The following is a 25,147-nucleotide window of genomic DNA, read 5'->3' as shown; positions in this document are numbered from 1 at the left end:
CATCATGACAACACCATACCCACTGAAGTTTCAACCTGAATTCAAGGAACGCGTCTGGGGCGGCCGCGCCCTGACCCGATTCGGCCTGGATCTGCCGGAAGGGCATATCGGCGAAGGCTGGATGATCGGAGACCATCCGAACGGAACGACGAAGGTTATCAACGGCGAGCTGGCCGGCCAAGGCCTCGATCAAGTGCGCGAGCAATACGGCAAGGAGTGGTTCGGCGCGAAGGGCTTCTCCGAGAAAAACGGCCGCTTCCCGCTGCTGATCAAGCTGCTCGATTGCAACGACGATCTGTCGGTGCAGGTGCATCCGACCGACGATTATGAAGGGCTGCCGACAGGCGAGCTGGGCAAGACCGAGATGTGGTATGTGCTCGATGCCAAGCCAGGGGCCAAGATCATTTATGGCTTGAAGGATGGAATCGACCGCGAGGCACTGGCGGCAGCAATCGCGGAAGGCCGCATCATGGAGGCGCTGCAGGAGGTTCCCGTCCAAGCCGGCGATTCCTTCTACATCCCGGCCGGCACGGTGCATGCGCTGTGCGCCGGCGTCGTCGTCGCCGAGGTGCAGCAGAACTCCGACACGACATACCGCCTGTATGACTATAACCGTCCGGGCCTCGACGGCAAGCCGCGCGAGCTGCACATCGAGGATTCCTTGAATGTCATCGCCTATGAAGGCGCTGGCGCGACCCGGATGAAGACCGACAACGCGAAGCCGAATGAATGGCTGACGCTGGCGGAATCGCCATACTTCCGGGTAGAAAAAGGCATCGTCAAGCAGCCGTGGAGCCTGTCCACGACGGCGGACAGCTTCGTCATCCTCGTCGTGTGCGAAGGCACGGGCACGCTGCGCTGGGCCGATCAAGAGCTGACGCTCGCGGCCGGAGAATGCTTCCTTCTCCCGGCGAACCTCGGCGCGTACACGCTGGAAGGCGACTGCACGGTGCTTCGTTCCGTTGCCCCTTAAGTCTATAGGAACCGTTACGCTCTTCTCTTGCAAGCGGAGCGGACAATAGATGGACGTACAGCAAAAAGCCGGGGACTCCCCGGCTTTTTGTCCTATTCACGTAAGCGTCAAATTGAAAGCACCTTTTCATAAGCGTTCAAAACCGTCACAATGAATCTATCATGTCCAGGAAAGAATAGTTTCTGAATTGGAATTCTATTTGCAAACAATATGGAGCGAGCGTATCGCAGCCTATAGGCCAGTTGTCAAACGATGAAGGCTTGGTGCAAGGAACAGAAGTTAACCGTTCATCAGTTGAAATATTGGGTCTACACAGCCCTTAGACAAGGACGTGCAGCTTCCGCTCCATCTTTCTGTCCCGTCGCTGCCTCCTGCTCACCGGGAACAAACGAATGCCTTCAGGTACAAGTCGGCGTTGCCCGAATCGAAGTTCGGCCCGGCTTTGAACCGGAGTTGCTTCGCGACGTTGTTGAGGCTTTGAGGCCGTTATGTTGAGTTTCACCCACGCTTCGCTGTCTACCTGGCCTGTGACCCCACAGACATGGGCAAATCCATTGACGGGCTGGCCGCGATCGTTCAGGAACAATTCGCACTCGCTCCATTTTCCTCGGCGCTATTCGTATTTTGCAACCGTAGACTCGACCAGCTTAAAATCTTGCACTGGAATCATGCAGGTTTCTGGCTTGTACTACCGCAGACTAGAACGTGGCACGTTTCAGTGGCCTAACTGGCGGCAGCGCCCCGCTGCATCTCACCCTGCGGGAACTGTGATGGCTGCTCGACGGCTTGTCTCTTCTCCAGCGGCAGGCTCACCCTCACGTCCAGCCAGAAGCAGCCATTTAACCCTCTCAGCAGGAATTCGTAAGAGACTTGTCGAACCTTACTTACATGCAAACAGACGCGAAATCCCTTTCCGCCTTGCGCAGCAGAAGCGCTTCGACGCTTCCAGCGAGAAGACGCATCGCCGGGAGGGAAAATGGCCTTTTGGCCACTTCGCCAATCGCGGGGACGCCGGACCCGCCAGAGGCTCCGGTTCAAGCTGCCGCTCGACTGTTGCTTGACTTTGTTTTCATAGGTTACACTTTTTAATTGGCAATCTCTCCGCTGGACAAACGCAACTGTAGAAGGTCGACACAATCGTATAAAAGCTTTTTCAGAGCCTCCATTACTTCACACGAAATCACAGTCGCTATAAAGCAGGCATTCTCATCGAATGTAACCACCATCGGATGTTGGGCTAGCAGTCAAGCACTGTTTTTGAGGTTGAGCCGCCAATATACCTCAATTATCCAATTCTATTAGAGTCTTAATCTAAATCATTATCATCCCCAAAAAGCTCTTTTATCTCTTCTTCTGATAAGCCACCATCTTCAATGTGTGGATATCGCTCAAATCCATTAATGTCAATTACGTACTCGTATAAAGCTGTCTCATCTGAAACTACAATTTCGTATTCATTATCATCTTCGGGCGATAACGTTTCTATTTTTCCAATAACTAACCACGCAGTAAAACCCTTAACATTCTTTGAGAATTTTTTATAAAATCTTACTTCTCCAGTTAATTGATCATAAAACTCATAATTTATCTTTGTATTCTTGCGCAATTAAAAGTGCTTCTTTTTCTGTTAGATTTGTTTTCATTCCATTTCTCCTCGTATAATCGTTATAGAAGCTCATCTTAAGCCAATTTCCAGTTGATCCGGACAGCTGGAATTGCACTTAGATGAATTACCAGTTGGGCAACATGCTTGTGGATACAGCCGAACCCGTACCGCAGCCCGAAGGGCGAGGAACGAAGGTCGGAAAGCGTAGCTTCGCGCCATTTCCACCTGACTCCTCTTATAGGTCCGGACCGTAAGATGAGCTGCCATCCACATCGAGAAGTCTTGGCTTTCTCATCCCCATGCTTCACCCCTTGTTGTACCCGGTTCACCCCCTCGGATGGGGAAGCCGAGCTAAGCATCACGTCGTTACTCGCTTATAGAATATCACCGTGGTTCTGTTTCTTTGTCATGCGCTCTTTCCCAATTTCATAGCCTACGGTTCTTCATGCGAGAGGTCGCATGGATTCAGGAATGCCCGTAGGTATTTTCCTCTTGGACCTGCCTGTGGAACAATGGGGTCGACAAGCTTTTTCAGGAGATTTCTCCTCCTCCTTGCGGACCGAAAGGTACTGCTCCATAAGCCTGTTATCCGTGGAGTAGATAAGCTTGATTATCTAATAACAGGAGGTGATTCCATGTCACCAATGCTGATTGGTATAGACGTAAGCTTACGTCACGAGTTGCAAAGCTATGAGCCGAACGTGAAGTCCCAAGTTTATGTCTTAAATGCAAGAAAGGTGGCTCGTTTCAAGAAGGGGTACGACACCCTTCCGAAGAACGACCGCAACGATGCCTTGGTGATTGCAGACCATCTGCGATTTGGACGACTGCCCCATGAGATGAAAGATATCATCCAATACGAAGCCTTGCAGCGCCTCACCCGCACGAGATTTCACTTTAATCGGGCTTTCTTTCATTCTTTGTGTCAAAGAGGCCATAATCGGAAACAACTGATTTCTCCCTTCTTCTCTTTCCCTAACATCATCCAGTAAATCATGCGCAAAATTCATAATTTGTTGAACACTCTGCCAAAACGATTGACCTTTAAGCAACAACACGTCAAGTTCTGTACCTGTATTTACAGAAAGGAATCTCTTCGTAATCAGGTCAAATCGTACCGTGTCACTTACCTGGATTTCTTGATCTGTTGTTCCCCAAACTTCTTCGGCCACATAAGGAACGATTTCGGTCATCATTTGAATAAAGTCATCTGCTTTTTTATGGCGCTTCTTCTCCTGCTGTAAAAAGCATTCCATTTCTTCGCTCATTGTTTTCTCTTTTTTGAATACGTTGAACATCATCCATTCATCCTCTCATTTTTTATAAATGCAAAAAAGCCGACCTCTGCACAGATTAACCCATGCAAAAATCGGCTTTTAAATCACATTATCCACATTCTACGCGCATGCGTATGCGCACGTGAAACTTTTATCAGCGCCTTTCGGTACTCTTCAATCCTTATCTTCTGCAAACGGAAGTGTCGGAGTAAACTGTATTTTCCCTGTATTTTTCCTCTCTTCTGAATCCAGATTTAAACCGGCAGAAGCCTACAGGAGAGGCATTGCACTTACTTGTCCCTTTAGAACAAGAACCCTATCCCGCTACTCTGTAAAGAGTATGGTCGAAGTAGCGATCAAACTCTTATCTCCGGCAAAAAGGGAGTATAGAGGTTAAGAATATTTACAGGAATTTATGGTGCTAGACTTACGAAAATGCAATCATACGTTTGCCACAAGCGGGCGGCGGAGCTATTTGTCGTTCTGCTCCGTCTCGAAAAAGAGCCGCAGGAATGATCCTGCATGGCGACGAATCAGCAAAATAGTCTGTATTCCGAATCCACGTATATGCTACTCCGGTTCAGAGTAGTTCACGCGTAACGTACGGGCGAAATCCGTTGGAACGACCCCATTCGAAAAATGCATCGGAATGATACCCTGAAGCGCTTCATCCGCTGATCGCCAGGAATGATTAACTTGGAAGGAGTCTATTGTCCGGGTAGCCAGGACACAGAGACCATGCGTCCGATCACCCCAAATCGCCCAGTTCTTAGAAGGTGAGAGCCATACGACCACATCTGAGTTAAATAACAATGCGTCAGCGGGACTGCCTCCCGGCGCCAACTCCAATACACTCCAATAGTCGCCGCCAGACATATTCACAGGTAACTGAAACCAGTTATAACATCCGAACTCTTTACAAAAATAGTCTGTCGGGCTCGGCTCAATAACTCCCATAACAATGTAAGGATCATGAGATTTGTCTGCAATCTCTTGAAGGAAAGGCCAAAAATCAGCGCTCATTGCCCAATCAAATTCTTCAAATCTAAATTTATTGAAGCAATCCCGAAACACTTGATCAGGCATCCTCGACTCGCAAAGTACCACATCCTCAGCTAGTGCGGCAACCTCTTCAAATTGGCTTCTATATCTAATTATCACCATTTCATTTCCCACTGTTTATTGCTCCCCAATCTGATCTTGGTATCAATTTTTGGGCTACCTGCTTTATAAAAGTCGGCTGTTGGCCCGTTAGTTGATTTTGCATTTTCACGAATAGAATACCTTGATCCGTCTTTTTCATAAATCTGGACTTTTCCATCCTTACTAGAAGTTTTATTCCATCCTGCGTCAGAGAGATTTTTTTCGAATTCACTTCTATTCACATTAGTTTCTCTATTATGATATCGACTTCCTGGGCTTGTAATATTTTCATACTTTGATACATTGTTTGTACCCCTAGTGCTAGAACCGGCTCCCCCTCCTGAAGGAGCACTCATTGGGATATTTCTCATTCCCCCGGCTCCGCAATTATGCGTCCAGATTTCCAGTTCGGTTATGAAATAATTATGTACTCCTTCGACACGGAAGTTATAAACAGTCGTGTTGTCGTTCTTAATCTCGATACGATCAATCGGATAGAGTTTGCCTTCTGGATTTTGAAGCAGGTCACCTGCTTTTAGGTGTCTTGCCTCCACCCAACCTCGTCCAGGAATCCAGAACGGATGCTCTTCCGTCGTCGTTATCGTTATTCCTTTGACCGTAATTTGATACGTTTCGTTTGCTTGTCTCTGGAACAATTCAATAACTGGATTATATCCTGTTTTTCCTGTAAGTTCATCCTTCGTTAGTACAAAATCACCAATTCGGATTTCTTCAATCGGCACGGAATGCTGTCGTCCATACACTTCATGTCCATGCTCCGGTTGAGATCAAGCAAACGGACAATCATTTCTTTCCCCCCTTAGCTCGTCACACAGCAAAGTTATCTATATAAGGTGCTGGATGACGGATGGAATCTGTATTTGTCAAAAAATGACGTTTTTGAGTATAACAAAAATGGTGATTAATGTATTTAATATTTTGTAATAATTACCCAATCAGTGGGATTTCGAATGACATGGGAAAAAAGGGTGCCGTGTAATTTGGAATCAGCAGACCAAAACGGCATCAATCAATGGCGTTCCTCTTTGATCGGGGGCAACGCACCTGCCAATGTTCGGGCGGTTGCAGAGGCGGCCGGCTGCAAGGTGAGATGGGACCTAAGAATAGCCCCAATCTAACCGCCAGGTGGGGCTTATTTGACGTTCACCTCCTTTGATTTTGGGCATACAAAAAAAGCTCATTCCTACTCATGTTCAAGTGGGAAAGAGCTTTTGAAAGTTTATCAAGTCTTTGAATTATTTAGTGTTTGGTTTGTTGGTTGTATTGTACGATCTTGTTGTTTTATCATCTTCACTAAGTCCCTCAAAAAGCTCGTTAAACTTAATCTTTGCATCCTTATGACTTAAAAGAGATAGCGTAGCTATTGCAACATGTCCAAATTGCCATGGTCCAATAAACTTACTGTCTGTTAGGAGTTTTCCGAGTTCAGCCAGCCTCTCTACAGCTCCTATATCACAGTAATTTCTCTTAATCAATTTGAACATTGCCATAGCAACAACCCTTAAATTCTTAGCTTCCAAGCATACTAATAAATCTTCATTTTTTATTGTATCAGGCTTAATTTCTTCTACTAATTCAGCTATTGAGGCCATAATAACTTCCTTCCCTCACAACGCCCATAATATTGCCGCAGACGGATGCGCCGACAAGCCGGGAGTTGTAGCGCTTGCGCCGATACGCAGACTTCTTATGGCCCAGGATGTAATGATGCACAAGCAGACCCTGCTGCATCTCGGTCCGGATCTCGAAGACGTGCAGCGAATGCCCTTTGAATTGAACCTGATCCCCAAGCTGAAGCACCCGGTCACGGACCTGAACCTCATACCGGATATAATCCTCTTCATGAAGACCGCTTTCCCCCGCCTTCGCTTCTTTCTGATACTCCATCATGTCCTTATACATGCGGTAATGTAAAATGATCACGGAATGTGAACCTCCCAATCCGCCGACCGTTGACCTGCGGTATCCAATTTGTGGATGCTGCAACCTATTTCCCGCCTTGCCCGTCTACAATTTTGCATACACGAAACATCACTGCGACCTTAGACGAAAGAGGGGATCAAGATGAGAAATTGGCTGGCGGTTATCATGATACTGGCGATTGCTATCACCGGATGCACGACGAAAAAAGAAGAGGCCGTTCAAGTGCCTGTGGCCGATATTATGACGAAATTAAAGGAAAGCGCGGAATTCCCTCCCATGGCCGAAGAGATTGATCTGAAGGCCGATGCGGACATGGCCGGAAAGCTTCGTATCGATCCGGCCCAGTTGGCCGAGGGGCGGATGCTGAAGGCAATGATCAGCGTCAAAGCGGACGAAATCATCGTGCTCAAGGCCGCAGATGAGAAGTACATCGAAGATCTGAAAAAAGCGCTGGAAGAGGAAGGCGCGGCGCAGGAAAAGCAATGGAGCACCTACCTTCCCGATCAGCACGAGATTGTGAAAAACCGGATCATCAAACAGGAAGGCCTTTATCTGGCGCTGATCATTTCGGAAAAAGCCGAGGATGTCGAGCAAGCGTTCACGACAGCGCTCAATCCGGACAGCAAGTAATGTTCCTGCCTGACGGATGCCGGCAGACCCGGAGGGGAGGAACAGCAAGTGGTATTTAGCTCGATTGTCTTTCTGTTTACGTTTCTCCCCGCGGCGCTGCTGCTCTACTATGCGTCTCCCCGGCGCGGGAAGAACGCGGCGCTTTTGCTGATCAGTCTCCTTTTTTATGCGTGGGGCGAGCCGGTATATATCGTGCTGCTGCTGTTCTCCGCCGTCACGGATTATGGGAACGGACTGCTGATCGAACGGTTCCGGGGCAGAGCGGCGCTGCAGCGCCTTACGCTCATTTTCTCTCTTGCGGTGAATGTGGGCGTGCTCTGCTTTTTCAAATATGCCGATTTCCTCATTCATTCGCTGAACGGCACTTTCGGCACGTCGATCGCTCCGCTTGATCTGCCGCTTCCGATCGGGATCTCCTTCTATACGTTCCAGACGATGTCCTACACGATTGACGTCTACCGCGGCCGATGCAAGGCGCAGCGCAGCTTTATCGATTTTGCCGCCTTCGTGTCGATGTTCCCTCAGCTTGTGGCCGGGCCTATCGTGCGCTATGACGAGGTGGAGAAGCAACTGACGGATCGGAGCATCACGCTGGAGCAGTTCGGGTACGGGGTAAGGCGTTTTATTATCGGACTGGGCAAAAAGGTTCTTCTTGCCAACAATATCGGCATGCTGTGGGATGTGAGCCGCAGCGGAATCGATGATCTGACGACGGCGGGCGCATGGATAGGCATCATCGCTTTCGCGTTTCAGATTTACTTCGACTTCAGCGGGTATTCCGATATGGCCATCGGACTGGGGAGCATGCTCGGGTTTCGCTTTCCGGAGAACTTCAACTATCCGTACATCTCCGCCAGCGCTTCGGAATTTTGGCGCCGCTGGCATATGACGCTTGGCTCCTGGTTCCGGGACTATGTCTATTTCCCGTTGGGCGGAAGCCGCACCAGCAAGCCCAGACTTATGTTGAATCTGTTCGTCGTCTGGTTCCTGACCGGATTATGGCATGGCGCGAGCTGGAATTTTGTGTTGTGGGGACTCTATTTCGGCCTGCTGATTGGGTTGGAGAAGCTGTTCCTGGGAGCGTGGCTGGAACGCCTGTGGCGGCCGGTCCGGCATGCCTACCTGTTCGTGGCGGCCCTCTTCGGCTGGGTGCTGTTCGGACTCGAAGACATCGCTTCGATCGGGAACTATACGGGAACGATGCTTGGACTCGGAGACACCATTTTCCTCAACGGCACCGATTTGTACAATCTGCGGAATTACGGCTTGCTGTTGGTCATCCTTGTCATTAGCGCGACGCCTCTCGCCGCCCGGGCGACCGCTGTGCTGCAGCGCCGGCCCGCCCTGCAAGCCGCCGTCTCGGCGGCCGATTACGCGCTGCTTGCCGGAATGCTGTTCGCGAGTACCGCTTATTTGATTGACGGAACGTATAACCCCTTTCTCTATTTCCGGTTCTAACGGCGAGGCATATCCCTATCATCTCAGGAAGGAGGATGGAACATGACCAACAGACGCGCCGCCTGGCTTACGGCCGGCTTTGTCGCCTATATCGCCGTGCTGAGCCTGTGGAGCATCGCGCAGCCGGACCGCAAGCTATCCGAATTCGAGAACCGGTCGCTGCAGCAGTTCCCTTCCTTCTCTGCCGCCAAGCTCTGGGAGGGGCGCTATACGGCGCAGTTAGGGAATTACTTCGCCGATCAATTCGCTGCGCGCGACGCTTGGGTCGGCCTCAAGTCGGATTTGGAGCGCCTTAGCGGCAAGACGGAGAATCGCCAAGTCTTTTTCGGCAAAGACGATTATTTATTCGAGCGCTTCCAGACGCCCGGTGCGCAGTACGAAGCCAATCTCAACGAGATCCGGCGGTTCGCGGCCCGGCATGCGGGCACCCCGATGCATATGCTGCTCGTTCCTTATTCCCAAGCCGTATACGCCGACAAGCTTCCGCCATACGCCCAGGAGACGAGCTATGGTACCGCGGAATTCATGCGCGGCACGTATGAAGCGCTAAGCAATACGGTGACGCCCGTATCCGTGCTGGATGCTCTGAGGCAGCGCAACTCCGATTCTCTCTTCTTCCGCACCGACCATCATTGGACGATGCGCGGCGCTTATTGGGGATATGCGGAATTCGCCCGCGCGGCCGGCTTTGAACCGGTTCCGTTGGAGAGCATGTCTTCGCGCGTCATCAGCAGCAGCTTTTACGGGACCTATTACACGAAGGCGAATAACCGCCATCTGCCCCCGGACAAGCTGGAACTGCTGGAACAGCCTCTCCCGCCTTATACGGTCTGCTACTCGGACGCCTCCGCTTGCTCGGATTCCTTCTATCATATGGAGGCGCTGTCTGTCCGCGATCATTATCAGGTGTTTTTCAACGGCAACCACGCATGGACGACGATAGAGACGGGGGCCGGTACCGGGCGCAGCATTGTCATATTCAAAGATTCGTATGCCAACGCGTTCGTTCCGCTGGTCGCGAAGCACTATTCCAGCATTCATATGATTGACCTTCGTTTTTTCCATGAATCGGTAGACGGCTATCTGTCCAGGCATCACTTCGATCAGATTCTGTTCCTGTATGGCGTGAAGACAGTGGCGGAAGAGGATATTTTCAAATGGCTCAATTAATCGCGACCTTATCGTCCCGCCGGTTTTTGATTGCATCGCGGAAATGAGTTATATTGGAAACATAGGTCCATTTTTATATCGAGGAGGATTCCGATGACTGCAGCAACATTCGAACAGAATTTGAGAAAATATGCCAACCTCATCGTCAAGGTCGGCGTCAACGTGCAGCCGGGACAGGAAGTATATGTGTCGGCTTCCACCGAAGTCGCACCGCTGGCCCGCCTGGTGGCGCGCGAAGCGTATGAAGCCGGAGCTTCCAATGTCCATGTCGATTGGATCGACGAAGAGCTGTCCCGCTTGAAGTATGAAAAGGCCGCTGACGAGATGTTCACGGAATATCCGGAATACGAAGCACTCAAGCGGAATACGTTCGTCGACAAGCGGGCCGCCTTCATCGCTATCGTCTCGTCCAACCCGGATCTGCTCAAAGGAATCGATCCGAAGCGCATCGGCAACTTCCAAAAGGCTTCCGGCCAGGCGCTGGACCATTACCGCAAGGCGGTGCAATCGGACAAGGTGAGCTGGACGGTCGTCGGCGCAGCCAGCGCAGACTGGGCAGCCAAGGTATTCCCGGACGCGGGACGCGAAGAAGCGGTAGAGAAGCTGTGGGACGCGATTTTCGCTTCCGTGCGTCTCTATGCGGACGATCCGGTCCAAGCCTGGGAAGAGCATAACGCCACCTTACATAAAAAGGTCGATATCTTGAACGGCCATCATTTCCACAAGCTGCATTACCGCGCTCCGGGAACCGACCTGACCGTTGAGCTTCCGGAGAAGCATGTGTGGGTAGGCGCAGGCAGCACCAACGAGAAGGAGATTCCGTTCATGGCGAACATGCCGACGGAGGAAGTGTTCACCGTGCCGAAGAAGGACGGCGTCAACGGATATGTATCCAGCACGAAGCCGCTCAGCTACGGCGGCAATCTGATCGACAACTTCAAGCTGACCTTCGAGAACGGCCGCATCGTCAGAGTCGAAGCCGAGCAAGGCCAGGAGATTTTGCAGCATCTGGTCGATACGGACGAAGGCTCGCATTACTTGGGCGAGGTGGCGCTTGTGCCGCATCATTCGCCGATCTCGGAGTCCAATATTTTGTTCTACAATACGCTGTTCGACGAAAATGCCTCCAATCACTTGGCCATCGGCAGCGGCTATGCCTTCAACATTGAAGGCGGCAAAAAAATGTCCCGCGAAGAGCTGGATGCGAACGGCGTCAACAACAGCATCACGCATGTTGACTTCATGATCGGCTCCGCCGAGATGGACATCGACGGCATCCTGAAGGATGGCACTGTGGTTCCGGTGTTCCGCAACGGGAACTGGGCCATCTAATCGCCTCGCGAAGCGAGCGATTCACGGAACAGCGCCCCTGCGCCGGGCGGCCTGGAGATATTCTCCGGCTGCCCGCATGGAGGGGCGCTATGATTTTCTTGCTTTCTTTTAGATCGTCTGCAAATCGGCGATAAGGTGCTTCAGCCCCTCTTCATCATCCACATGACGGGCCAGCTCCTCCGCCCTCATTTTGTACCCGTCCGCGTCTTCGGCCTTGTTCATCAGACTGGCGGCTCGCGCCAGCGCCTCATAAGCATAGGCGGTGTCGAACGCCCCCAAGCTGAACTTGCGGCAAATATCCATGCAGCGTCTGGCATGATACATGGACGCATCCGCCATCCCCGCGACGGCATAGACGCGGGAGATCTGCCACTCCCCGCGGGCGAATTGGAGCTCGCGTCCAACGACGCCCCAATGGTACCGCGATGCATGCGCCGCATGGATCATCATATCGGTCTCCTCCGGCGTGCGATCCGTCTTCTCCATCCATTCCCATACCTTGTTGAATAATTGCTTTGCGCTTTGCTCATGGCTGTCCAGGTCGGTTTGCGCCGGGTAGTTCATCATGGAGGTCATGGACATTGCTCCTTCTTCTATTTAAATTGTTATGCTTATGTATTTTTCCAAAACATACTATACAGGAATGCATGAACCTTGAATATCCTCTGTTCGCAAATTGTTCCTATTGGCGCAGGTGATGTTGCTGGTTTTTTAGATGGAGCGAGACTATTTAACCATGTCTTAGGAACCATTTGTGAATCAAGGAGCAATGCTAGAGCAGAAAAGCTCAGGCAGTCCTATGCCTCTTTTCTTCTTTTATGGCATTCTCCCAACGGCTCAGATTCGTTTTTCGTTATTTGGGTGCCTTCCCCCTCCACCCCAAGTTATTCGTTTCTTGCTGCTTGCATCACTCTCCCAATGAGTCAGAATTGTTCTCTATTCACAGGAACCAGATATTTCGTGGTTGATTATGTGAGCCCCTTCCAAGACTTTCGCCGAGCAGACAACACATCAAAATACGCGCTGCACCTGATTTCTGAAAGATTGGGATATCGCTTATAGGAGGTCTCATATGCTCATTTCTGACCAAAGGGGATAATGCTTATAAAGGTCTAGCATGCAGAGCCGTATATCATCAAAATAAAGAACTCCTCTCCCAGTTCATGCAATTGATCGTGCAAAAACCAGACGACAGGGTAATCCCCGTTGTCATCCATCCGGGTGATATCAAAGCAGACCGGCCCCTGACTGTCCTCCGCTTCCGTAAAAGGGAGATAACCCGCCGAGAGCAGCGGTTCCCATGCCTGAACCATATCCCGATAGCGGGTCAGCCTGTCCTCGGATGACATCGGGGGCAGCTCGATGAACTGGCAGTCTCCTCTGTACCCGGTCTCATCCTCAATGTTATTAAGATGGAGATCCACATAATGATAGGTACGGAACAAAGCTCGCATCAAGGGCGGAAAAGAGATAGAGAATTCCTTCTCCAGTTCCTCGATTCCTCTGCGGTAATGAAGGAAGGGATGCATTTCCAGCGTACCCAGCCGTCCTCGTTAATGTCGCCGTCCCTCATATCCGCGGGAACCCCTTCGGCTACCGATTGGAACAACACCGGATGCATCTGCGCAAGATGCAGGTCCAACTGCCTTGCGATGAAATCGATATCCTCCTTCATTGAAAAACATGTCTCCTTCCTACCAGCTAGATTATGTCTTATCGATTATAGTAGGTGTTCCAGAAGACAACAAACCCAGCGCCGCATGGCACTGGGTTCGGCCGTGTTATTCGCTTGTCAGGGGCGGACCGCCTCTACTTGAGCGATGAGAAGTTTATCTGCCAATATCGTAACCGTTTCCTCAACCTGTACCTCTATCAGTTCTTCGAGGCTGTCGCTATACTGTCCGGAGATGTGAATCTCGTAGCGCCCGTCTGCCTCTGACTTGCTCGATTTCAAGCCAAAATGAATCGAGGACAGCACGCCAAACGACTCCTGCTCCTTCAAGGAATAGTTTCCTTCGGAGCCGGCCTGGAAATAGGAATCGAACAAGCGCTTGGCTTGCTCTTCGCTGTAATAACGGCCCAGCGCAGTCAAGAAAGCTTTTTTGTCCTCTTCGTTCAAGATCAGGCGCTGCGAGTAGCGAAGCAGCCCGTTCGTCCACGACTCCACATCGCGCAGCCATAGAAATAGCGGGATGGAGGAAGTCTGTTCCAGCGTTTCCTTCGTTAACGGCGGGGGCGCGGTCTCCTCCATCACCTGCAGCACGGTCTGAACCGTTACCTTCTTGCCCTCCTTCCCCGAAGAAGAAGGCGTTGTGCCGCATGCGGTTAGCAGGAAGATGACGGAAACGAGCACCAGTATCGTTTTTTTCATCGGTTAACTCCTCTGTCTATAATATGTTCTCATAGCGTATTGCTAGTCTATCGGAATGCCCTTCGATAACCGCTCCTCGGCGGTCATGTTCAGAACCTCCTCCACGCTGTAGAAGATGTCATCGAGCAAGTCATGAACATGCTCCGAGTCTGTCTCTCCAAGCACAAGCGATTTCGGTACTTTGCCCGCATATTCAGGAAAGAAATTCGTGATTGGATTAACCGGATTGGAGGAATTATCTGTCTTGCAGGCGCCCGTACATTTCCTTGTCTCGAAATGAAGATGAACGCCCGTCGCATCTCCCGTCTTGCCCATATACCCGAGCGTGGCCCCATTGCCTACCTTCTGGTTGGTGGACACGGCAGGCGTCTTATTCATATGAGCGTAGCGGGATTGATAGTTGGCGCTGTCGATGACATGATGAACATAGACGACCCAGCCATAGCTGTTGGACCAGCCGGATCGGGCTACGGTGCCGCGATAGAAGGCGGCGATCCGATCGCCGGCGACGCCGGCCTTCTTCGCCCCAATGTCGATGCCTTTGTGCGTGTTGCTTTTGAAGCCCTGAGTAATTCGCGTGGAGTCAGGTACGGGCCAGGTGTATTTACTGTTCGCGGAAGCAATCGTGGAGAGCGAGGCAATGCATAGAGCAACTACGGATAACATCGTTACCAACCTCTTCATTACTCCAATCATCCCCTTTTTTAGGTAAATACACTCTAACGATAACACACTTTTTCTACTTGTAAATATATGTAATTATTTACATTTTGATATTCTTGCTTCTCCCTATAAAAAACAGACCGCCGTATGGACAGTCTGTCGTAAGGTCAGCAAGCTTTAGGCCGCTGGCGGATAAGCCGATGCTATTCAATAAGGCCCTGGAAATGTTCAAGAAGAAACGCAAAATAACTCGGTTCATGGGGGACAAGATCGCTCATGGTCAGCTTGATCTCTGCGCCGCGTTCGCCATTTCCTCGCATGAACTCCTCTGCTTGAATGCAATCCGCGTCGCCGAGGCAAAGCTTGCGGAATGCTACCGCTTCGACCCGGACGATGGAATCGACCTCATCTTCCTGCAGCTGGAAGCGGAGATTGCTCCATCATAACGATAGAAAAAGACATGGCAGAACTCATTATCGATGATGCCCGGCTGCACGATCGAATCGCCGATGACGCCGGCATAGGCCAGCTTCCCCGGCTCTGGCTCGATGCCAAGCTCCTCGCGCAGCTCCCGCACCCCGTCCTGCGGCGTCTCGCCCGCTTGCAGACCGCGATAACGTCCCGCGATTGGCCCTGATTCAGGCTGGTATCGAAGCAGGATACCAGTTCCCATCCGTCCAGTCCAAGCCGGTTCAGCTCCTCCTCGAATTCCTGCTCGTCAACCTTTCCTCCCAGAAAACCTCCGGTTTTGATCTTGAGCGTCTTATATTCCCACTGTTCCATCATGTCTCCTCCTTGCGGTTAGCAATCTTCATGCCACTCTATGGTTTACTCCTGGATGATCGCATCTGTCCATGCCCGGCGCTCGATCTCCCGGACTGTCTCTTCCGGCGTCAGGTCGGACGTGTCGAGCCACATGCCGATCCGAGGCTACTCCTGGCGCAAAATGTGATCGAGAGCCTCCACGGTCCATATCCCGTATCCTTGCTTGGAGCGGGACAACTCCCTTGCCGCCACGACTTCCGCCCGCGGCCAGAGCACGACCACATATAACGGCCGCGTATTGATGAATTCAATGAACGTGCTTAATTCGGGGCCGACGATGACATCCTGCACGACCGTGCTGAATCCCGCCTCGACGTAAGCATCGGCCGCCGCGGCCGCCATGCGGTAACGCATACGAAGCTGCCGGATCGCTTCCTCCGACGGCTCGGGCAGCATCTGAGCCACGGCTGCGTCCGGATGCGCAACCGGGATGTCATCGAGCTGTTCGAGCTGATTCCGGTCGGCACGAAGGTGACGATTCACACGGGCATGTGTTGGGCGGGCTGAAGCATGATCCAAGACTCGTAGCCGAAGGCGACGTGGGCGGAGATGTGCAGCTGGTCCAATCCCGGTTGAAAAGCGCGGGGTACTTCAGTGGAGTCTGCAACGGAAAATTCCGCGCGGATACCACCTATGCGGTCAAGCGGTTCCAGCGCGACCGCCAATTGCCCCAGGACGGGGTCGTAACCATTAGAGTAGATGAGGAACTGGGGCTGTACGAGTAAATAAATGAAGAAGGAATCGGCCGGAGCAAGCGCTGCCACTCCGCTTGCCTGCCATTCCTTCTTCTCTTCTAAGGCCCCATGCAGGCGTTATACTCCCGCGGAAGCCAATGCATTGGCCGAGGTTAACCGATAACGCATGATCATCTCCTGAATCTCGACCGGCACGCCCTGGCTCAACCGCGATTCCTCCGCCGCGAACGCCATCATATGGCTCTGCAGAGAACCGCGGAGCGATTCGATCGCATAGGGGTTGTCCGGATCGGCGGCAAGCCGGCAGAACTCCCTCATCATCTGGGTGCAGCCTTCGCTTCCTTCGTCATGGACCCGAACTTCCCGCGCCGTCCCGCTGACAAAGTCGTAGACGGTAAACGCCTGATCGGTCATATTGCCCCGAATCTCTCCGCGCGTGCCCGAAATGTGAACGGTGCGCGTGCTGTCATGCGTGAAGGCCGACAGCGTGAACGAAGCGGTCGCTCCGTTGACGAACTCCATGCTAATGACTTGGTGGTCGACAACATCGTTGTCGCATTGGTAGACGCAGCGGCCAAAAGGCGTGCTCCGGATCGTCTCCCGGATGCTCTCGTCCGATCCGTCCCGCGTAAAGTGCAGCGCGCGGCGGCGTCCTTCTCCCAAATAAAAGCGCAGATCGGAGTAGCAGCAATTGTCCACGTGAATGCAGCCGTCCGTACAATATTCGGTCGCGCCCTCCGGCATGTTCTCCTTTTTAAAATGAAAGAGAGAACCGAATGACGTCAGCCTTCTGCAATCCTGGTTCATCAGCCACAGGATGATGTCCAGATCGTGGCATGACTTCGCCAGCACAAGCGGACTCGATTCCGCCGTATTGCGCCATGGGCCCCGCACATAGCTGTGCGCCATGTGGCCGAAGCCGATATTTTCACGAAGCTGGATATTCACGACCTTCCCGATACCGCCCTCCTCGATGACTTGACGGATTCCCGACCAGAACGGCGTATACCGGAGAACATAGCATATGGTCAGCACCCGCTGATTGCGGCGGGCGGCGGCTTCAATCTCAATGCATTCGGTCGGAGAAGGCGACATCGGCTTCTCCAGCAGCACATGGTAACCTTGCTCCAGCGCTGCCTTTGCGGCTTCGTAGTGCATCCGATCCTGCGTGCAGATCAACACCGCATCGGCAAACCGCGGCCGTTCGAACACTTCCCGCCAATCTTCATACGCTTGCCCGGGATCGATCCGATGCAAGCGCGCAAACGCCTCACGTTTCTTCACATCCGGCTCCGCGACGGCGACGAATTCCAGTTCTTCCGGGTACTGCAGCGCATGCTTGGCATATACTTCGGCGCCCCGGATTCCTGCCCCGAGCAAGATTGCCTTGATACTCATTGCGTCAACACCTCTTTGCAGGCTATCTGCGTTGTCAATTGGTATGGAACTTCGGTTGAAGTATCTCTACCATAACAAATGATTCGGATCGGTACTATAATTATCTTCCGAAATATTTGCACAAACAGCCTGCCGCCGAACTTCGTTGCGTAAGCGCATCCACGGCTGCCCCAACTGCCGGGGCGTCCCGTTAGAGCGTTTCGTTCGATTTAGGCTCACGCATCATCGCTTCCTTCACCCGTTCAAGCTGTGCGGCATCAAGCCCCGTAATGCGGCAGATAAAGGCGGTGTCCAGCCCTTCCTTCAGCATGTTTGCTGCCGTTTGATATATTCCTTGTTCAAAACCTTTTTCAAGCCCCTGCTCAATCCCTTGCTCGATCCCTTCCTGAAACCCGGCCATACGCGCATCCTGCAGGAGGCTGGCGTGATCATGCAAAGCCTTTTCCCGCAGCGCATAGCGCCGGCGCGTCTCCGCGTCGCTCGCCAAACTGGCTAGACGGTCTTCGGCTTCCTTGAATACCTTATCCAACATCATCAACTCCTCCAGTTGTTCGGCAGTCGCCTTCTGTTCCAAAAACCGCAGCCAGCGATGCAGCGGATCCCATAGTGAAGCGACTCGGTGAGCAGCTTGCCCACATAGAACAGGCTCCGGTAATCCATCCGCACAAAGCGGCGCACTTGCATTTCGACATTCACTTTTTCACGGCCATCGACTTCACATAAAATATCGAGAACGGCTTCCTTATCTTCTACTAACTCGCGCGCGAGCTTCGTATCCTCCAGAATCGACACATCGGTGATCTGCCGAACGCCATCGCGTCGAAGAATCGCATTGAGCAAACTAATAAGCAGCGGCTTGCCTTCCTCCTCACCAAAAAGGCGCTTGAACAAAAAATCATTTTTCGGGTTAAGTCTTTCCGTTTGCTGTCTATCAGCGACTCTCACCTGATTTCCTCCTTATTGTATCATATTCGACTGCTCTTTCCATGCAAATCCAAACATGTAAAAAAGCACGCGCTATCCACAGCTCCTGGTTAAAGGAGATGCGGACAACGCGTGCTTCGCGGTTGTCGTTCAGCTACGATGTTTATATCAAAAGTCGTTTATTTCAATCGGTTTATTTCCAGTATATCACATATAAAGCGTTGAGGCGATTCCAAATATAACTGAATTCGTGTACAGACTTGTAAAATATATCCTAGTCGTTCGCCCAAGATTGGCCGCATAATGGTAGGTAAAGTCTCAATAGATGTTCAACTACCTCTAAAAGCGCTTCCAGGAAGGAGTTTCTCTCCATGCGTATTTGGCAAGATTTCAACGTGTTTGTCAAAATTCCGGGGGCTTGGCTGCTCGTGCTCACCCTCTTCCTGTATGGAATCGGAACCGGGATTCTCGCTCCGATGAATGCTGTCTATCTGCAGGAATCGGTGCAGTTGGGCAAAATCGAAATCGTTTCGATTTTCGCCATCTCGCTCTTCCTCAATATGGTGCTGACGATTACGGTCGGTATCGGAAGCGACCGCATCAAGCGGAAGAAGACGATTCCGATGATCGCTTCCCTGCTGTGCATCGGCGGGCTGCTGATCTATATGAATGCGGACGGCTACGCTACGGCCCTCGTCGGGATGGCGCTCGCCACCGCGCCTTCGGGCATGATTATGGGGCAATTATTTGCGATGGCGCGCAATCACTTCACGCGCCTCGCGCCCGACGTCGTCGAGATTGCGCAGATCTGGCTCCGCGCCACGTACAGCGTCGGCTTTTTCACCGGTCTGCTGTTCGGCGCCAATCTGTATCTGGCCGCCACGTTCCATGGCGTCCTCTGGGGCAATCTGGCGGGCTATGCCGCCTTGTTCCTGCTCCTGCTGTTCTACCGGGAGATTACGGCCTCGCCGCTGACGGCGAAGCAGTCCAGCGCGGGGGAGCCGTTCTCGCTCATCATGCTGTTCGCCATCCTGCTGCTCTCCTGCGCGGACGCGATCCGGGGCTTGTATCTCCCGCTCGTCGTGCACGAGCTGTTCGGCGATCCCCGGCTCATGTCCTACATCTGGAGCACGCAGGCCGTCTTCGAGCTGCTGTTCATGACAATGGCCGGCTACTGGGCGGCCAAATACGGCAGCAAGCGGGTTCTGCTGCTCGGCAGCGGCTTCGCGCTGATTACATATCTGACCTACAGCATGAGCGGATCGCTGCCTGTCTTTTTCCTGGTGCAGCCGCTCTATTCCTTCTTCGTCTCGGTGCTGTATGGCGTCGGGATGGGCTATGTGCAGCGCATGTTCATCCATCGGGCGGGCTTCGGGGCGAGTCTTTATGTGTTCATCTCGCAGACGGCTTCCTTGATCGGATATTTCCTGCCGCTCCTGATCGAAGGAGTGTCGCCAACCATTTTCTGGATTCCGTCGCTGCTCATCGCCGCCTCGATGGGGCTGATGATCAAGGCGCTGTATACGGATCGGAGGCTGAATCAGCAGCAGCTCACAATGTAACCCATGGAAAAAGGAGGGCCGGAGTCCGCGGGCGGGCAGTGAGCCGGCTGCCGGATACAACAACTTTAGTTCATCATCCCCATTCGATCGGTCAAAAACCGCTGCAGGACGACCGCCTGATTATACTGCTCGTCTTTGGAGGCATACAGCAGCGTCACATCGCTCTCCCGCACCCAGGAGATCAATTGCCGGATATCGTCCCGCAGCGCCGCGCTCGTCAGTTCGGCTTCATACCGGCGCTGGAATTCCGGGAATTTTGCAGGAATATGGTTGAACCATTTGCGCAGCTCGGCGCTTGGAGCAATGTCCTTCATCCACGCCGTCAGATGCGCGTTTTCTTTGGACATTCCTCGTGGCCAGATCCGATCCACCAGTACGCGGATGCCGTCGCTGCTGTCTGCCTGCTCATAGATCCGTTTGATTTTGAATGTATGCATGACCGCTACTCCTCCCTGTCCGAACCTAATCGGGTTGAACTTATAATCCAGTCCGAATACCTGTTGCCAGCTTCGTTATCAAAGCCAATAAAAGGGGCTGTCCAATAAGTCAATGAAAAATGAGGAAGGGCAAGACGGGACAGCTGCGAATTGCGGAGGTGGGGGAGGCAGCGAATCCTGCATATGTGCAGGAATTTACGCGATTTCAGCAGCGAACTGATGCCATTCCTGCAAAATTGCATCATTTTCGCCGTTTTTTGCTTTCAATCCATTGGTATAGCTGATATTCCTGCGGTTTTGCAGGACTTCCTTTAACGGAGGAAACTTCACAAGGGAAAACTGTAATTTCGCAGTTTTATTGGCAAGTCGAGCTGTAAAAAGCAAGTGGGGTTGTCTCAGTTGTAGCTAAAAACTACCTATGGGACAACCCCTACATGCATGGAACCGGCTGTTGCTCATTTGAACGGCAAACCGATATTTTCGCGTCTGGCGAAATCGACAAACCTGAATTTATCGGGCCGATGCCTCGACTCGGTATACTGCAACAAGGCGGTATCATTCAGATAAACATGGTTCCTGACGACCACGACATAGGTGTGTTCGCCTAAATCCATGTATTCGCGATCGGCCTCGGTCGCCTGCTCCACCGTGATTTCTTTTTTGGCGAAGCTGATGACAAGTCCCAACTGCGACTCGATATACTCGTAAAGCGAATGCTCCACAATATCTTTCGTAATCGTGGGGACAAATTCTTTATTGACGTAATCGATATCTAAAATAATCCGCTCGCCGGCGATTTCTCTCGATCGGACAATTTTCCATACTTCCGTTTTATGGTTGATTTTAAGCTGCTTCTGAATAAAGCTATCCGGCTTGGCAAGGACCAATTCATGTACAATCGTACGCCATTCCTTCCTTGACCGGTTGGCGATCTCCTTGAAGCTGACCAACCCCGAAATAGGAAAATTGAATTTCTCGATATCCAGGACGACAGAGCCTTTTCCTCTTACCTTGTGGATATAGCCGTTCTGTGACAATTGATTTAACGCCTTGCGAATCGTCTCGCGGGAAGCATTGTACATCTTGGCTAATTCATGCTCGGAAGGCAGCAAACTATTGGATTTCATTTCTCCGGTTTGAATTTTTGTGGCGAGATCATAATATATCCCGGAAAATTTATTGTTTTTCATTCCATTTCTCACCATTTCTCACCATTTCTCCAATAGCATACTCAACATTATAAGCATATATCCTTTTACTCCATGAAGCAACGGATGACGTGCTTGGGCGATCTGTTTGCGTCCTCTCTAAGCTAAACCTTGCTCCGGGCTGGTATTACTCTCCCCTCCAGTAATACACGATAGATTCGTAAGGCCGCAATTGAAGTGCCCGGAAATCTTCCGGCGAATCGGCATAATTGGATATGAAGATGCTGCGTTTCCCATGCTCAGGGTAAATTCCGAGCTCGTCGGCGGTTAGAGATACCGGTTCACGGTAGAAGTTGTTGATAACGAGAAGCGTTTCATTTTGCCATTGTCGCGCATAAGCGAATACCTGTTCATGGTCCGCCAGCAGCAACCGGTAATCTCCATAGGTGATAATGTCATATTGTTTGCGCAGTTGGATTAGTTTTTGATAATGGTAAAAAATCGAGTCCCGATCTTCTAACGCGGCTTCCACGTTAATCTCCGGATAATTCGGAGCCGCTTGAATCCAAGGCGTGCCCTTCGTGAATCCCCCGTGGGGACTGCGGTTCCATTGCATCGGCGTTCTCGAATTATCGCGGGATTTCTGCTTTAATATGTCCATGATCGTGTCATGACTTTTTCCCTGTTCCCGCAATAGGTTGTACATATTTAGCGATTCGACATCTCGGTAATCCGCAAGATGATGGAATTCCGGATTCGTCATCCCGATTTCTTCGCCCTGATATATAAAAGGCGTCCCTTGCATCATGTGAATCGTTGTGCCCAGCATTTTGGCGGATTCCACCCGATACTTGCCGCTGTCGCCGAATCTCGAGACAATGCGCGGCTGATCATGATTGCACCAGAACAACGCGTTCCAGCCCCCGCCCGCATGCATTCGCGCTTGCCATTCCGAGAGAATTTGCTTCAATTTGATAAAATCAAACTCGGCGTGCGTCCATTTTTCTCCGCCGGGATAATCGACTTTGAGATGATGGAAGTTAAACGCCATACTTAATTCCTGCCGCTCGGGATTCGTATACTTGATGCATTCCTCAATCGAAGTGGAGGACATCTCCCCGACCGTCATCGTGTCATGAAGGGAAAACACTTCCCGGTTCATTTCATGCAAATACTCATGAATGCGGGGTCCGTCCGTATAAAATTTGCGGCCGTCCGCCTGCGCATGCTCGCCGCTGTCGTTCGGGAAATTCTGATCTTTCGAAATTAAATTAATGACATCCAAGCGGAATCCGTTGACTCCTTTGGCAAGCCAAAACTTCATCATTTGATAGACTTCCCGCCGCACGCCAGTGTTTTCCCAATTGAGATCCGCCTGCGTAACGTCAAAAAGATGCAAATAATACTGCTTCGTCTTTTCATCGTATTTCCAGGCGCTTCCCCCGAATTTCGACTGCCAATTGTTCGGTTCCCGTCCGTTGTTCGGTTCTTTCCATATATAGTAATCCCGGTATGGAGTATCGAGGGAAGAGCATGATTGCCGGAACCACGGATGCTCCGTCGAGGTGTGGTTCACCACAATGTCCATGATGACCTTAATCCCTCTTTGATGGGCTTCGGATAACAGCTTGTCGAACTCCTCCATCGTGCCATATTGGGGGTTAATCGCATAATAATCGCTAATATCGTAGCCATTATCTTTTTCCGGCGAGGCATAAATCGGGGTTAACCAGATCACATCCACGCCCAGTTCGCGAAGATAATCCAATTTGGCGATAATCCCGTTAATATCTCCAAGACCGCTGCCTGTCGTATCCAGAAAACTTTTCGGATAAATTTGATAGACAGCCGCTCTTTTCCACCAAGGTTCTTGCATCGTTACACTCCTCTTCTGTAATCCGCTCAAATGCCTGTATGAATGGCGTGCAAACGCCCATTCTGGCCGACTCTCACTTTCCGGTTCCTTTTACTTTGGCAAAGACAAGGGTCAGCACAAACGGGACGGCAACGGCGATGCCCATCGCAATAAAGTAAATGCCCCAAAAGTCAGTAAATATGGACAAAAATGCCGGAATTCCGCCGATTCCGATCGAGGAAGCCGTTACATGCCTCCAGGCGACCAGCATTCCTGCACAAGCCGCGCCGATCATGGCGCTGATAAAAGGGAACTTGAAGCGTATATTCACGCCAAACATCGCAGGTTCCGTCACGCCCAGGAAGGCGGAAATGCCCGAGGTGAGCGCCGTTCCTCGCAATTTGTCGTCTTTGCTGGCGAACATCATCGCAAGCGCCGCCGCTCCTTGCGCGATATTGGACATGACAATCACCGGCCACAGGTAGGTGGTGCCGATGCTCGAAATCAACTGCAAATCAAGCGCCAGGAACGTATGGTGCATCCCCGTCATGACAAGCAATGCGCCGATTCCGGCATAGATAAACCCTGCCAGCCAGCCAAAGTGATGGAACATCGCGACTACGCCATCGCTAATGGCGTTGCCGATATGAAACGTAACCGGCCCGATAACGGCAAATGTAATAAAGCCGGTGACCAGCAGCGCGATGGGCGCCACCAGCAGCAATTGAATCGAGTCAGGAATGCGTTTTCTTAAAAAGAGTTCGATTCGGGCAAGTAAAAAGGATGAGAGCAAGACAGGGATGACTTGTCCTTGATAGCCGATTTTATTAATGGACCATCCAAACAGATCCCAGCGGGGAATGTCTCCGCTGCTTAACGCGTCGCTTGCTGGAGCAAGAGTCGGGTGAATGAGCATCAACCCTAAGACAATGCCGAGCAGCGGGCTTCCGCCGAAGCGCTTCACCGCGGACCACCCAATCAATCCCGGCAAAAAGGTAAAAGCCGTGCTCGCAATCAAACTGACAATGTCGGCAAATCCTTCCCAGGCCGGATGCACTTCAATCAACGACTTTTCCGCGTAAAAAATGCCCGGTCCCACCAGTAAATTATTGAGTCCAAGCAGCAAACCGGATGTGACAATGGCGGGAAGGAGCGGAATAAAAATATCTCCCAGCACCTTCACGAATCGTTGCAGCGGATTGATTTTTGTCGCTTCGCCGGCTTGGGCTGCCCCCTGTGCCGGAGCGGGAGCGGAATCGGAAGTCCCTGCCATCCCTGCGATTTGCACCAATTCCTTATGCACTTTATCCACGATTCCCTGGCCAATGACAACTTGAAATTGACCATTCGTGGAAAAGCTGCCTTTCACTAAATCATTCCGGTCGAGCGCTTCTTTATTGACTTTCCCCTCATCCCGCAAGGAAAATCGCAGTCTGGTAATGCAGTGTATAACGTCTGAAATATTGTCCGAGCCTCCAACAGCCTCAAGTATCTGTTCCACGGACTCTCTCTTTATTGCCATCGCTAGCTCCTCCAAAACTCTATGATGCGGTATATATTTTGCTGAAAAACTATCCAACTGTCCAATTGGAGCATCGTTTTTTCATCGTTATCGCTTCCGCGATGTTACGTGAATCATTTCACTTCCATGGCTTCGCTCTGTCCTCATTTTTCGCTTACATCATCTCATCTATCCCCCTAGTAACGCTTACAATCTCTTTTCTACGCAGAACTTG

Annotated in this window: 27 protein-coding genes and 5 pseudogenes; 13 read left to right on the top strand and 19 right to left on the bottom strand. The window is 51.4% G+C overall.

What is annotated here, in order from left to right; translation table 11 throughout:
* Positions 1-4: 4 nt before the first annotated feature.
* The 4 genes and pseudogenes from OCY70_RS15660 to OCY70_RS36580 form a co-directional block, all read left to right on the top strand.
* Positions 5-973 carry a type I phosphomannose isomerase catalytic subunit gene (locus OCY70_RS15660; RefSeq protein ID WP_213426748.1) on the top strand — a complete coding sequence of 323 codons (969 nt, stop codon included), beginning with the start codon at positions 5-7 and terminating at the stop codon, positions 971-973.
* Positions 974-1,222: 249 nt separating this feature from the next.
* Positions 1,223-1,468, top strand: a pseudogene (gene tnpA, locus OCY70_RS36160) (IS66 family insertion sequence element accessory protein TnpA); the annotation flags it as partial.
* Positions 1,469-1,493: 25 nt separating this feature from the next.
* Positions 1,494-1,700: an IS66 family insertion sequence element accessory protein TnpB gene (tnpB, locus tag OCY70_RS36155; RefSeq protein ID WP_373871417.1), complete on the top strand. Its 207-nt coding sequence runs from the start codon at positions 1,494-1,496 to the stop codon at positions 1,698-1,700.
* 354 nt (positions 1,701-2,054) lie between these two features.
* Positions 2,055-2,214: pseudogene (locus OCY70_RS36580) on the top strand (ISL3 family transposase); the annotation flags it as partial.
* 65 nt (positions 2,215-2,279) lie between these two features.
* On the opposite strand, the gene OCY70_RS15655 reads toward OCY70_RS36580, so the two are convergent.
* Positions 2,280-2,579 carry a hypothetical protein gene (locus OCY70_RS15655; protein ID WP_213426745.1) on the bottom strand — a complete coding sequence of 100 codons (300 nt, stop codon included), beginning with the start codon at positions 2,577-2,579 and terminating at the stop codon, positions 2,280-2,282.
* A 512-nt stretch (positions 2,580-3,091) separates the two neighbouring features.
* On the opposite strand from OCY70_RS15655, the pseudogene OCY70_RS15650 reads away from it, so the two are divergent.
* A pseudogene (locus OCY70_RS15650) lies at positions 3,092-3,475 on the top strand (IS110 family transposase); the annotation flags it as partial.
* A 951-nt stretch (positions 3,476-4,426) separates the two neighbouring features.
* Here OCY70_RS15650 and OCY70_RS15645 read toward each other — a convergent pair.
* From OCY70_RS15645 to OCY70_RS15630, 4 genes are all read right to left on the bottom strand, one after another.
* Complete coding sequence (locus tag OCY70_RS15645; protein ID WP_213426744.1) at positions 4,427-5,032, bottom strand: hypothetical protein; 606 nt, start codon at positions 5,030-5,032, stop codon at positions 4,427-4,429.
* Positions 5,014-5,742, bottom strand: a complete 729-nt coding sequence (locus OCY70_RS15640) for a polymorphic toxin-type HINT domain-containing protein (RefSeq protein WP_249724591.1) — start codon at positions 5,740-5,742, stop codon at positions 5,014-5,016. Before OCY70_RS15640 ends, OCY70_RS15645 begins: the two co-directional genes overlap by 19 nt.
* 513 nt (positions 5,743-6,255) lie before the next feature.
* Positions 6,256-6,612 carry a hypothetical protein gene (locus tag OCY70_RS15635; protein ID WP_213426743.1) on the bottom strand — a complete coding sequence of 119 codons (357 nt, stop codon included), beginning with the start codon at positions 6,610-6,612 and terminating at the stop codon, positions 6,256-6,258.
* Positions 6,596-6,943 (bottom strand): hypothetical protein, encoded by a 348-nt coding sequence (locus OCY70_RS15630; RefSeq protein ID WP_213426742.1) that lies wholly within the window; start codon positions 6,941-6,943, stop codon positions 6,596-6,598. Before OCY70_RS15630 ends, OCY70_RS15635 begins: the two co-directional genes overlap by 17 nt.
* Before the next feature lie 141 nt (positions 6,944-7,084).
* On the opposite strand from OCY70_RS15630, the gene OCY70_RS15625 reads away from it, so the two are divergent.
* From OCY70_RS15625 to OCY70_RS15610, 4 genes are all read left to right on the top strand, one after another.
* Positions 7,085-7,573 carry a DUF4358 domain-containing protein gene (locus OCY70_RS15625; RefSeq protein ID WP_261944949.1) on the top strand — a complete coding sequence of 163 codons (489 nt, stop codon included), beginning with the start codon at positions 7,085-7,087 and terminating at the stop codon, positions 7,571-7,573.
* A 48-nt stretch (positions 7,574-7,621) separates the two neighbouring features.
* A complete protein-coding gene (locus OCY70_RS15620) occupies positions 7,622-9,031 on the top strand; it encodes an MBOAT family O-acyltransferase (RefSeq protein WP_213426740.1) in 1,410 nt (469 codons plus the stop codon).
* A 42-nt stretch (positions 9,032-9,073) separates the two neighbouring features.
* Complete coding sequence (locus OCY70_RS15615; protein ID WP_213426739.1) at positions 9,074-10,201, top strand: DHHW family protein; 1,128 nt, start codon at positions 9,074-9,076, stop codon at positions 10,199-10,201.
* A 93-nt stretch (positions 10,202-10,294) separates the two neighbouring features.
* Entirely contained in the window at positions 10,295-11,533 is a 1,239-nt protein-coding gene (locus tag OCY70_RS15610; RefSeq protein WP_213426738.1) for an aminopeptidase, read from the top strand.
* Between the two features lie 108 nt (positions 11,534-11,641).
* Here the strand turns inward: OCY70_RS15610 and OCY70_RS15605 are convergent, their stop codons facing one another.
* The 5 genes from OCY70_RS15605 to OCY70_RS15585 all read right to left on the bottom strand — a co-directional run bounded on the left by OCY70_RS15605 (position 11,642) and on the right by OCY70_RS15585 (position 14,570).
* The gene (locus OCY70_RS15605; RefSeq protein WP_261944948.1) at positions 11,642-12,109 is read right to left on the bottom strand and encodes a hypothetical protein; all 468 of its coding nucleotides are present in this window, start codon (positions 12,107-12,109) and stop codon (positions 11,642-11,644) included.
* A gap of 536 nt (positions 12,110-12,645) precedes the next feature.
* On the bottom strand, positions 12,646-12,978 hold the full coding sequence (locus tag OCY70_RS15600) for a hypothetical protein (protein ID WP_213426736.1): 333 nt from the start codon (positions 12,976-12,978) through the stop codon (positions 12,646-12,648).
* A gap of 8 nt (positions 12,979-12,986) precedes the next feature.
* Positions 12,987-13,208 (bottom strand): hypothetical protein, encoded by a 222-nt coding sequence (locus tag OCY70_RS15595; RefSeq protein ID WP_213426735.1) that lies wholly within the window; start codon positions 13,206-13,208, stop codon positions 12,987-12,989.
* A gap of 117 nt (positions 13,209-13,325) precedes the next feature.
* Positions 13,326-13,904 carry a hypothetical protein gene (locus OCY70_RS15590; RefSeq protein WP_213426734.1) on the bottom strand — a complete coding sequence of 193 codons (579 nt, stop codon included), beginning with the start codon at positions 13,902-13,904 and terminating at the stop codon, positions 13,326-13,328.
* Between the two features lie 42 nt (positions 13,905-13,946).
* Complete coding sequence (locus tag OCY70_RS15585; RefSeq protein WP_213426733.1) at positions 13,947-14,570, bottom strand: M23 family metallopeptidase; 624 nt, start codon at positions 14,568-14,570, stop codon at positions 13,947-13,949.
* Positions 14,571-14,767: 197 nt separating this feature from the next.
* Between OCY70_RS15585 and OCY70_RS15580 the strand changes: the two genes are divergently transcribed.
* A complete protein-coding gene (locus OCY70_RS15580; protein WP_213426732.1) occupies positions 14,768-15,013 on the top strand; it encodes a hypothetical protein in 246 nt (81 codons plus the stop codon).
* Positions 15,014-15,027: 14 nt separating this feature from the next.
* A complete protein-coding gene (locus tag OCY70_RS15575) occupies positions 15,028-15,204 on the top strand; it encodes a hypothetical protein (protein WP_261948778.1) in 177 nt (58 codons plus the stop codon).
* A gap of 20 nt (positions 15,205-15,224) precedes the next feature.
* Here the strand turns inward: OCY70_RS15575 and OCY70_RS15570 are convergent.
* Both OCY70_RS15570 and OCY70_RS15565 read right to left on the bottom strand, forming a co-directional pair.
* Positions 15,225-15,350: pseudogene (locus tag OCY70_RS15570) on the bottom strand (DUF4177 domain-containing protein); the annotation flags it as partial.
* A gap of 147 nt (positions 15,351-15,497) precedes the next feature.
* Positions 15,498-15,797 carry a hypothetical protein gene (locus OCY70_RS15565; protein WP_249724589.1) on the bottom strand — a complete coding sequence of 100 codons (300 nt, stop codon included), beginning with the start codon at positions 15,795-15,797 and terminating at the stop codon, positions 15,498-15,500.
* Here OCY70_RS15565 and OCY70_RS15560 point away from each other — a divergent pair.
* Positions 15,777-16,117: pseudogene (locus OCY70_RS15560) on the top strand (L,D-transpeptidase family protein); the annotation flags it as partial. The gene OCY70_RS15565 and the pseudogene OCY70_RS15560 overlap by 21 nt on opposite strands.
* 87 nt (positions 16,118-16,204) lie before the next feature.
* On the opposite strand, the gene OCY70_RS15555 reads toward OCY70_RS15560, so the two are convergent.
* From OCY70_RS15555 to OCY70_RS15545, 3 genes are all read right to left on the bottom strand, one after another.
* Positions 16,205-17,485, bottom strand: a complete 1,281-nt coding sequence (locus OCY70_RS15555; RefSeq protein WP_213426731.1) for a Gfo/Idh/MocA family protein — start codon at positions 17,483-17,485, stop codon at positions 16,205-16,207.
* A gap of 190 nt (positions 17,486-17,675) precedes the next feature.
* Positions 17,676-18,059, bottom strand: coding sequence for a hypothetical protein (locus OCY70_RS15550; protein ID WP_213426730.1), 384 nt, complete (start codon positions 18,057-18,059; stop codon positions 17,676-17,678).
* Entirely contained in the window at positions 18,020-18,430 is a 411-nt protein-coding gene (locus OCY70_RS15545) for a PD-(D/E)XK nuclease family transposase (protein ID WP_213426729.1), read from the bottom strand. The genes OCY70_RS15550 and OCY70_RS15545 overlap by 40 nt, the downstream gene beginning before the upstream one ends.
* A 350-nt stretch (positions 18,431-18,780) precedes the next feature.
* On the opposite strand from OCY70_RS15545, the gene OCY70_RS15540 reads away from it, so the two are divergent.
* Positions 18,781-19,971, top strand: a complete 1,191-nt coding sequence (locus OCY70_RS15540) for an MFS transporter (RefSeq protein ID WP_213426728.1) — start codon at positions 18,781-18,783, stop codon at positions 19,969-19,971.
* Positions 19,972-20,036: 65 nt separating this feature from the next.
* Here the strand turns inward: OCY70_RS15540 and OCY70_RS15535 are convergent, their stop codons facing one another.
* From OCY70_RS15535 to treB, 4 genes are all read right to left on the bottom strand, one after another.
* Positions 20,037-20,408, bottom strand: a complete 372-nt coding sequence (locus OCY70_RS15535; RefSeq protein WP_213426727.1) for a DUF488 domain-containing protein — start codon at positions 20,406-20,408, stop codon at positions 20,037-20,039.
* A gap of 455 nt (positions 20,409-20,863) precedes the next feature.
* On the bottom strand, positions 20,864-21,598 hold the full coding sequence (gene treR / locus OCY70_RS15530; RefSeq protein WP_213426726.1) for a trehalose operon repressor: 735 nt from the start codon (positions 21,596-21,598) through the stop codon (positions 20,864-20,866).
* A 145-nt stretch (positions 21,599-21,743) separates the two neighbouring features.
* The gene (gene treC / locus OCY70_RS15525) at positions 21,744-23,432 is read right to left on the bottom strand and encodes an alpha,alpha-phosphotrehalase (protein WP_213426725.1); all 1,689 of its coding nucleotides are present in this window, start codon (positions 23,430-23,432) and stop codon (positions 21,744-21,746) included.
* 73 nt (positions 23,433-23,505) lie between these two features.
* Positions 23,506-24,933 (bottom strand): PTS trehalose transporter subunit IIBC, encoded by a 1,428-nt coding sequence (gene treB, locus OCY70_RS15520; RefSeq protein ID WP_213426724.1) that lies wholly within the window; start codon positions 24,931-24,933, stop codon positions 23,506-23,508.
* Positions 24,934-25,147: the final 214 nt, after the last annotated feature.

Origin of the sequence: Paenibacillus melissococcoides (assembly GCA_944800085.1) — a bacterium.
GTDB classification, from domain to species: domain Bacteria; phylum Bacillota; class Bacilli; order Paenibacillales; family Paenibacillaceae; genus Paenibacillus_B; species Paenibacillus_B melissococcoides.
Note: the sequence above shows the minus strand (reverse complement) of the source record. Positions and strands in the feature narration are given on the sequence as shown.

Excerpts from the sequence above, each read along its gene's own strand:
- OCY70_RS15585 (WP_213426733.1), bottom strand. The coding sequence starts at position 14,570 with ATGTTATCCGTAGTTGCTCTATGCATTGCCTCGCTCTCCACGATTGCT.
- treC (WP_213426725.1), bottom strand. The coding sequence starts at position 23,432 with ATGCAAGAACCTTGGTGGAAAAGAGCGGCTGTCTATCAAATTTATCCG.
- OCY70_RS15590 (WP_213426734.1), bottom strand. The coding sequence starts at position 13,904 with ATGAAAAAAACGATACTGGTGCTCGTTTCCGTCATCTTCCTGCTAACC.
- OCY70_RS15660 (WP_213426748.1), top strand. The coding sequence starts at position 5 with ATGACAACACCATACCCACTGAAGTTTCAACCTGAATTCAAGGAACGC.
- OCY70_RS15610 (WP_213426738.1), top strand. The coding sequence starts at position 10,295 with ATGACTGCAGCAACATTCGAACAGAATTTGAGAAAATATGCCAACCTC.
- OCY70_RS15595 (WP_213426735.1), bottom strand. The coding sequence starts at position 13,208 with ATGAAGGAGGATATCGATTTCATCGCAAGGCAGTTGGACCTGCATCTT.
- treB (WP_213426724.1), bottom strand. The coding sequence starts at position 24,933 with ATGGCAATAAAGAGAGAGTCCGTGGAACAGATACTTGAGGCTGTTGGA.
- OCY70_RS15555 (WP_213426731.1), bottom strand. The coding sequence starts at position 17,485 with ATGAGTATCAAGGCAATCTTGCTCGGGGCAGGAATCCGGGGCGCCGAA.
- treR (WP_213426726.1), bottom strand. The coding sequence starts at position 21,598 with ATGAAAAACAATAAATTTTCCGGGATATATTATGATCTCGCCACAAAA.
- OCY70_RS15575 (WP_261948778.1), top strand. The coding sequence starts at position 15,028 with ATGGCAGAACTCATTATCGATGATGCCCGGCTGCACGATCGAATCGCC.
- OCY70_RS15535 (WP_213426727.1), bottom strand. The coding sequence starts at position 20,408 with ATGCATACATTCAAAATCAAACGGATCTATGAGCAGGCAGACAGCAGC.
- OCY70_RS15605 (WP_261944948.1), bottom strand. The coding sequence starts at position 12,109 with ATGACCTCCATGATGAACTACCCGGCGCAAACCGACCTGGACAGCCAT.
- OCY70_RS15635 (WP_213426743.1), bottom strand. The coding sequence starts at position 6,612 with ATGGCCTCAATAGCTGAATTAGTAGAAGAAATTAAGCCTGATACAATA.
- OCY70_RS15580 (WP_213426732.1), top strand. The coding sequence starts at position 14,768 with ATGCTATTCAATAAGGCCCTGGAAATGTTCAAGAAGAAACGCAAAATA.
- OCY70_RS15625 (WP_261944949.1), top strand. The coding sequence starts at position 7,085 with ATGAGAAATTGGCTGGCGGTTATCATGATACTGGCGATTGCTATCACC.
- OCY70_RS15615 (WP_213426739.1), top strand. The coding sequence starts at position 9,074 with ATGACCAACAGACGCGCCGCCTGGCTTACGGCCGGCTTTGTCGCCTAT.
- OCY70_RS15540 (WP_213426728.1), top strand. The coding sequence starts at position 18,781 with ATGCGTATTTGGCAAGATTTCAACGTGTTTGTCAAAATTCCGGGGGCT.